The sequence below is a fragment of the Sporosarcina sp. GW1-11 genome (genome assembly GCF_033088395.1).
Classification (GTDB): Bacteria; Bacillota; Bacilli; order Bacillales_A; family Planococcaceae; genus Sporosarcina.
This window is the reverse complement of record NZ_JAPMIW010000005.1, coordinates 137,661-144,289: the sequence shown is the minus strand read 5'-3', so window position 1 is coordinate 144,289 and position 6,629 is coordinate 137,661. Positions and strand designations below refer to the sequence as shown.

The 6,629-nt window shown below is 35.0% G+C and carries 9 protein-coding genes; 7 read left to right on the top strand and 2 right to left on the bottom strand.

All coding sequences use genetic code 11. The features are described from left to right. Window positions 1-334: 334 nt before the first annotated feature. Window positions 335-1,081, bottom strand: a complete 747-nt coding sequence (locus ORD22_RS05515) for a hypothetical protein (protein WP_317644924.1) — start codon at window positions 1,079-1,081, stop codon at window positions 335-337. 694 nt (window positions 1,082-1,775) lie between these two features. On the opposite strand from ORD22_RS05515, the gene ORD22_RS05510 reads away from it, so the two are divergent. Then, a complete protein-coding gene (locus tag ORD22_RS05510) occupies window positions 1,776-1,904 on the top strand; it encodes a hypothetical protein (protein ID WP_317644923.1) in 129 nt (42 codons plus the stop codon). 52 nt (window positions 1,905-1,956) lie between these two features. After that, complete coding sequence (locus ORD22_RS05505) at window positions 1,957-2,100, top strand: hypothetical protein (protein WP_317644922.1); 144 nt, start codon at window positions 1,957-1,959, stop codon at window positions 2,098-2,100. 18 nt (window positions 2,101-2,118) lie between these two features. On the opposite strand, the gene ORD22_RS05500 is transcribed toward ORD22_RS05505, so the two are convergent. Beyond that, the gene (locus ORD22_RS05500; RefSeq protein WP_317644921.1) at window positions 2,119-2,763 is read right to left on the bottom strand and encodes a hypothetical protein; all 645 of its coding nucleotides are present in this window, start codon (window positions 2,761-2,763) and stop codon (window positions 2,119-2,121) included. Window positions 2,764-2,821: 58 nt separating this feature from the next. Between ORD22_RS05500 and ORD22_RS05495 the strand changes: the two genes are divergently transcribed. The 5 genes from ORD22_RS05495 (at window position 2,822) to ORD22_RS05475 (ending at window position 6,612) form a co-directional block, all read left to right on the top strand. Further along, entirely contained in the window at window positions 2,822-3,292 is a 471-nt protein-coding gene (locus ORD22_RS05495) for an ImmA/IrrE family metallo-endopeptidase (RefSeq protein ID WP_317644920.1), read from the top strand. A 96-nt stretch (window positions 3,293-3,388) separates the two neighbouring features. Further along, window positions 3,389-4,165, top strand: a complete 777-nt coding sequence (locus ORD22_RS05490; protein WP_317644919.1) for a hypothetical protein — start codon at window positions 3,389-3,391, stop codon at window positions 4,163-4,165. A 28-nt stretch (window positions 4,166-4,193) separates the two neighbouring features. Continuing rightward, the gene (locus tag ORD22_RS05485) at window positions 4,194-4,808 is read left to right on the top strand and encodes a hypothetical protein (protein ID WP_317644918.1); all 615 of its coding nucleotides are present in this window, start codon (window positions 4,194-4,196) and stop codon (window positions 4,806-4,808) included. After that, window positions 4,795-5,397: a hypothetical protein gene (locus tag ORD22_RS05480; RefSeq protein WP_317644917.1), complete on the top strand. Its 603-nt coding sequence runs from the start codon at window positions 4,795-4,797 to the stop codon at window positions 5,395-5,397. Before ORD22_RS05485 ends, ORD22_RS05480 begins: the two co-directional genes overlap by 14 nt. Window positions 5,398-5,559: 162 nt before the next feature. Further along, window positions 5,560-6,612, top strand: coding sequence for a recombinase family protein (locus ORD22_RS05475; protein WP_317644916.1), 1,053 nt, complete (start codon window positions 5,560-5,562; stop codon window positions 6,610-6,612). Window positions 6,613-6,629 lie beyond the last annotated feature (17 nt).

The window sequence follows — 6,629 nt, the reverse complement described above, 5'->3', positions numbered from 1 at the left end:
CCAACATTGCTTTCACCTCATTTCATATGGGAATGTATGTTCCTATTCTATCATTACAGAAACTGCTTTGTCTACAGACAACCGACATTCATCTCCCTCTTATCATTGGGCTCTGCCCTTCACATGATTGAAGAGGGAGTCTTCTGTCAGAAACGGATAAACTCCCTCCTTCATCGGCAGATTCTCATGCCCCCACATTCACAACTCACTAAAACATTTCTGCAACTTACGACATTCGGATATATTATTATCACCTATATTTTAGTCTTAGATTGATTGTGAAATCTTCTTTGCATTAATCGCAAGTTATTCTGTCTTGCATCCAATTAATCTCTTACCATAATTCCATTAGCCTTCCAAACTCTTCAACCTCTGAATTTACCATTTCCACTTCCGAGGCAACTAATACTACATCGGCCATCGGTTCATTGTCATTAGGTTGAAATCTTTCTGGATAGACAGTAAACATCCCTACTTTATTACCCTTCACACAAACATTAATCCCTATTGTCTTTGCGTCTTTAATATCAGTTTGTTGTAAAAAGTCATAGGTTTGGTTAAGGACATGCTGGAATGCTAGTCCTTGGTTTTCAGTTTTCATATCAATCATTAATGTGATGTGATTATTTATGTCGCGTGCGTCTGTTACATCAATATTTGACACATATTCATAAACAGACGTATCAATTTCTTTTTTCACATCTACTTCCTTAGGTTTTTGCGCTTCTGCTTTTTTGACTTCAACTGGTTCCTTAACCACATTAGGTTCTTTTTTTATTACTTCTTCTATGATTGGTTCTTCTTTTGAAACTGGCACTGCTTCACTAACAAGTTCCTCTTTTACAGCAGACTTCTCTATTGTCGCTTCCACAACTTTTTGTATCCCTACTTTATCACCCTTATCTACTGCAACGTCTTTTTCTGGTTCAGATGTTATAGTGAAAACTATCAACGAGAAAACCACTACTATTAATGACAATCTGGTAAATTTGAAATGTTTAGAACGTAGCGCCTTGTCTTTTTTAATAGTAGCGATTAACACACGAATGATGAAATATAAAATCGCTGGTATAGATAACAAAAAATAATAAACAATAAGTTATTCACGGAAATCTTCCCTTATGGATAGTGTAACCAATTCAATAATAAAAGAATACTCTTTTAAAATTTCGCACAGACTTTTTAAACATATAGAGCAACGTTTATTAACTCATAGTGTACATTCTGTTTTGAAAAACTTTACAAGGTATTTTTCCAAACGCTTAAGCAAGTTTTATAGCAGTTTCGTAGTGAAGACTACGCTTGCCATATCTAAGATTCGTCACGATCGACTTTTTCACCATATCGTTATACATATAATAGTTGAACAAAATGGTAAATAAAGTGGTATAATTGAATATATTTGGTATTTAGTTAGATGTATGAAAAACCAACAATAAGTTTTTGATTTAACATTACGTTAAACTATAATTTGTTTTAAGGAAGGTAGGCGTTAGCTGCACGATTAAGAAACTTGGACTTTCAAAAAAGTTAACAAAAAAACGACTTGCCGCAAACATTAACGTTGCTATCTCAAGATATGAAAGCGGTAACCCTTTTCCGGACACTGATACATAAAAAAAAGATGACTACTTTGAGGTTTCAACTGATTACCTATTAGGTAGATCAGACACTCCGCAAGTAAGCGCTGTATTACCTGAACTATCATCTAAGGACGAACAGGATATCACTAGAAAGTTTGAATCTATTTTAGGGGGTCTAACAGTGAGAGTAGTTTGGCTTTTGATGGGGAACCGCTGGATGATGTGACGCGTGAGTTGGTGCGGGAACAGATTGAAAGTAATTTGCGTTTGGCTAAGCAGTTGGCGAAGAAGAAGTTTACACCGAATAAGTATAAAAAATAAAACGAAAATAAAAAAGCAGCCCACAGGACAGCTTTTCTAGGAGGTAACATATATGAGTAAACAACAACCTGGTGGATACGAGGAAAGAAATAGTGGTCGTGTAAATCCACCACCTTTTCCGAGGCGGCCTATGCCAGACGCTAATGAGGGGCGAAGTAAACCACCAACATTCACCCGACCTGAACCTAAAAAATAAAATTAGAATTCATTTCACTTAATCAACTTTATTCGGGTCATAAATCAAGAAATATTTTTGTTGCCTGTCACTATCTATCACTATTTTATGCCTATTAAGATCCGTATTGTCATTATGAAACCTCTTGATGACTTCTTCATATGTGTATTCTAGGTGATAAGGAGCCGCGTATAAAGAAAAGTAGAGCTTTCCTTCTTTATACTCCATACGTTCCAAGTGACCGGCATGGATGAATTTATTAGAATAGTCGAAGATAATTATTTCAGTATCTTCATATTGTTCCGGAAGAAAAAGGTCATTGAATAAAGGCTTGTATTTATTTGTAATTAGGTTGTTCTTCTGTTGGATCTTTTGGAATGCTATTTGTGCGAGCTTTATAAAAACAGCATAGATAAATGGCATGATGAATGATGCCAGCAAAGACAGACCTATGACTTTAGCAAATATTACTATAGTCAATTGGGTTTGTAATAGGTCTTCTTTGAATAACACCCAATATAAGAAATACACAGCGATTGCGTTAAAGATAGAAAAATGAATCAAGGTGATTTTTTCTATTTCCTTTTCTCGTAAAGGAAAATTAAGAATGCCTAACTCGCGTAAAATTAAATAAGAAATGAAACCTAACGAACCACTTGAAAGTAATATCAATACGATTTGCATATAATCACCGCCTTTATATTATTTTATCATAGTAGGGGCAACTAAGGGGTGCTGTGATGTGCCATATATTAAGAAGAAGATTGAAGCGCTGACAAAGAAATATAAAACGAATTGCCCGTTTCAGCTAGCGCAAAGTAAAGGGATACTTGTACAGTATGCTGATCTAGGCGAAACGCTAGGATTTTACTTTCAAAGCAACCGAATTCAAATCATCAACATCAACTACAATCTCCAGCAACATGAACAGAGATTTGTATGTGCTCATGAACTAGGTCATGCCGTGCTGCACTCAAAGGCAAATGCTCCCTTCATGAAAAAGAATACGTTTCTTTCTGTTGATCGGCTGGAAGTAGAAGCGAATCGTTTTGCAGTGGAGTTGCTGTTGCCGGATGAAGTATTTTACGAACATAAGGACAGCAGCATGACGGTGCAGGAGATAGCTGCTATGTATTGCGTTCCCGGGGAAATTGCACATTTAAAGAAGATGGATCCGCACGGTTTAGATGACCGTGTTTGTTTTTATAGGTGATGTAGTTATATATCACTAGGTTATGTTTCTGAGACGAATTGATTATCCAGCTTTTTTTAACATGAATGTATGTAAAATTGAGGAGGTTGATCTAGATTGGCTAGCTATTTATATATTTATAAACTAAACACAGAAGAGCATCCAGACTTATTTTTTTCAGATGAGGGTAGTTTAAACGTTGATTACTTAATAGAAACTATGGATCAAAATAAAGCACCTATAAACGAAGAGGGATATCCACAGGGTGAAGGTTTTGGAATTGTTGAAAAAATCATGATAGGAAACGTAAAGTCCGTTCAGTGTTTTTGTATCACTAGATCCAGTTTAGGTAATTTTAATGAAGCTAAATTTTCTACAGATACTTTTACAACTGAAAGAAAACAACATACTTATTTTACAAAGTCAAAAATCTATTTGACTGAAAATAATGAGTTTATCATTATGTTTGATAACTCAATTGAAGAAAGAGCAAAAGCCAAGGTAAAAGCACAAATTGAACAATTAGGATTTGAAATGAGTATTTTAAGGATAACTGACCTTCTAATTAGGCATATTCAAAACAACTATAGTTGGAGCGCAGCTACTTTTAATAAAATTGTAAAGCATGGAGATAGTACAAGGCGTGTATCATTTGTTATCGATCCGGCCAACGACACCGATGTCTCAGTTGTTCAACAAGAATACAGCGACCATGGAGAAATGTCTCATATAAAATTCGATCTACCATATACCGATAATGGGAATCCTAAACAAATTACGGTTACTTTATACTCTGACAAACATAGAGTAATAATTAACGAAAATGAGTTTTCTGATAACGATTCATTTAATGAGTTTATGCTACACTTATTGGGTATACTTAATGAAAGTTGATTTTTTTAAATAGTGAGGAGGGATTTACGTGAATTTTAATTTATTTAAATCCGAAGAGTGTTCATATTACGAAAGGATTGTTAAAAGAAAGTCGAGATTTTTGTCTCAAAAAAACAATGACGTTGACCTATTTCATGTTAATAAGTTATCACCTAATCAGCTCCATGCGGTATTTCATATTTCTGATGAATATAAGTTTGGGACGAAAAATTCAGGTGATGTTTTAAGTGTTCCTTTCAATCAATATATTAATACTTTTTTCTTTTCGGATTCTTCCATGTTTTTAGTCGAAGCTATAAACGATAATTATTCTAATATGGTGATAGATAATCTTGTGGCTAAAACTAAAAACAATCAAATTAGAAAAATGTCTTTAACAAACAGACAAATGCTGGATATAGTAATTTCTCTAGATGCACGAATAAAATTAATCGAATATGAAAGAGATGACGAATCTTTCGAATTAGAAAACGTCGACTCTTATTCTGAGGCTTTTGAGGACACTAATAATATCCATTACTTATTGCTGAATGTAAAAGATAAACTTATGTCTATCAAAATGGGGAATACTATTTCGGTTAATAATAGCGAGGAAGATTACTTAATTAGATTCACTGGAGAGTTAATAAATGCGCTCAAGTAATATCATAGTATTAACAGTTCTTTTAAATATTACCGTTAATCTGATTGGATACTTTATTAGCGTTGATGATTTTTCTAAAACAACAATCTATTGGTCTATAGTGATTTTAATTTTATCAATAACAGCGAGTATAATATTAGATAATCTAAGTAAAATACAAGAAGAACGAGACGAACTTAAAGACAATCTAACCAAGATACTTATTACCAAGGATAATAACTCAAACGCTTTAAGTCTAACGATAATTCCGAAATTATTTAATGATAAACTATCGATAAACAGACGTTCTTCTATTACTTTGGTTGCTAATTCGATATTTAATTTAGACGATAAACCTTCGCTAATAATTGAATCTAACCAAGTTCTGAATTTCGATATGCCGAACAATTCTATAACAACTGTTGAACATCTTGATAAGTTTATCTATTATTTAAAAGAAACAAACGTTAGAAATACTTACTCGTCAAAACGGTACTTCACATACGACATAACTATTACTCCCCTACAACCAGGAATTTATGAGTTGCGATTCATAGTGGAATATTCAAATATTAAAAACGAAGAATCCTTCTCTATTTTATGCGAATGACTAGGGCAGGATTCTTCAAGCACTATAAATTTATTCAGTTGTTTAAAACTTGTGATTAAAAATACTTTATCTATGAATCAATGCCCACACCAATAGAAATGGTGTGTTTTATTTTAAACAAAAAAAAGAACATACATTCTAACTAGTGAGGAGTGAAATCACATGAGAGTAGCCATCTACATCCGCGTATCCACCAAACTCCAAGAAGATCGATACAGCCTAAAAGCCCAAACAGTCGAACTAACCAGATACGCTCAATCGCAAAACTGGACGATAGTTGATACTTTCAGAGATGTGGACAGCGGCACTAAACTCAACAAAGACGGACTAGAATCTATGCTAGACCACGTAGAAGACGGAAAGATAGACGTAGTACTATGCATCGAGCAGGATCGTCTTTCACGACTGGATACAATCAAATGGGAATATCTAAAAGGCGTGCTACGTGATAATCATGTCAAGATTGCAGAGCCTGGCAACATCGTGGATTTAACCAATGAAGATGATGAATTCATTTCAGACTTGAAGAACCTTCTTGCCCAACGTTCCAGGCGGGATCTGCTGCGTAAAATGATGCGTGGGAAACGTCAGAAGACACGTGAAGGTAAAGTTTGGGGTAAGCAGCCGGAAGAATATCATTACAACAAGGATACCGAAGAAATTACAGTGAACGAAGAACGTTCCTGGCTGATTCCCTTCATTGATGATCTATACATTGAGAAACGGCTTGGTGTTACAGCTATTGCGAAAGAGCTGAATAAAATCTGTAAGACGGCTGAAGGCAAACAATGGACAAGCCAGCAAGTGCTAGGTAAATTGAAGAACCCTGCTTATCATGGTGTGTTGCAAAAAACTTTCAGTAATGGTGAAACGATCACAGTTCCTAACGTCTATCCCCCGCTGCGTACAGAACTTATGCATGCTCGTATACGGAACGAACTGACGAAAAGGTATCGACGTCAACCAGCGGAACCTCACTTCTTGAGGGATGTAAAAATCATTTGTTCTTCTTGTCAAAAAGAGATCAGTGTCAAAAAGCATTGTGTCTATAACCAGGATAAGTCGCAGAGATATGGATTATTCCTGCTGACTCACACGAATGCTATCACACACAATAAATGTGAAGCGAAGCCTAGTATCAACGATAAACGTATCAAGCACCGAATTACACAAGCAGTTAAGGATATTTTGACTGATACTAACAAAATTTCCTAGTACATCGATTCAGACTT

What these genes read in the sequence shown, in the direction of transcription:
- ORD22_RS05475 (WP_317644916.1), top strand. Translation starts at nt 5,560, where the DNA reads ATGAGAGTAGCCATCTACATCCGCGTATCCACCAAACTCCAAGAAGAT.
- ORD22_RS05505 (WP_317644922.1), top strand. Translation starts at nt 1,957, where the DNA reads ATGAGTAAACAACAACCTGGTGGATACGAGGAAAGAAATAGTGGTCGT.
- ORD22_RS05500 (WP_317644921.1), bottom strand. Translation starts at nt 2,763, where the DNA reads ATGCAAATCGTATTGATATTACTTTCAAGTGGTTCGTTAGGTTTCATT.
- ORD22_RS05480 (WP_317644917.1), top strand. Translation starts at nt 4,795, where the DNA reads ATGCGCTCAAGTAATATCATAGTATTAACAGTTCTTTTAAATATTACC.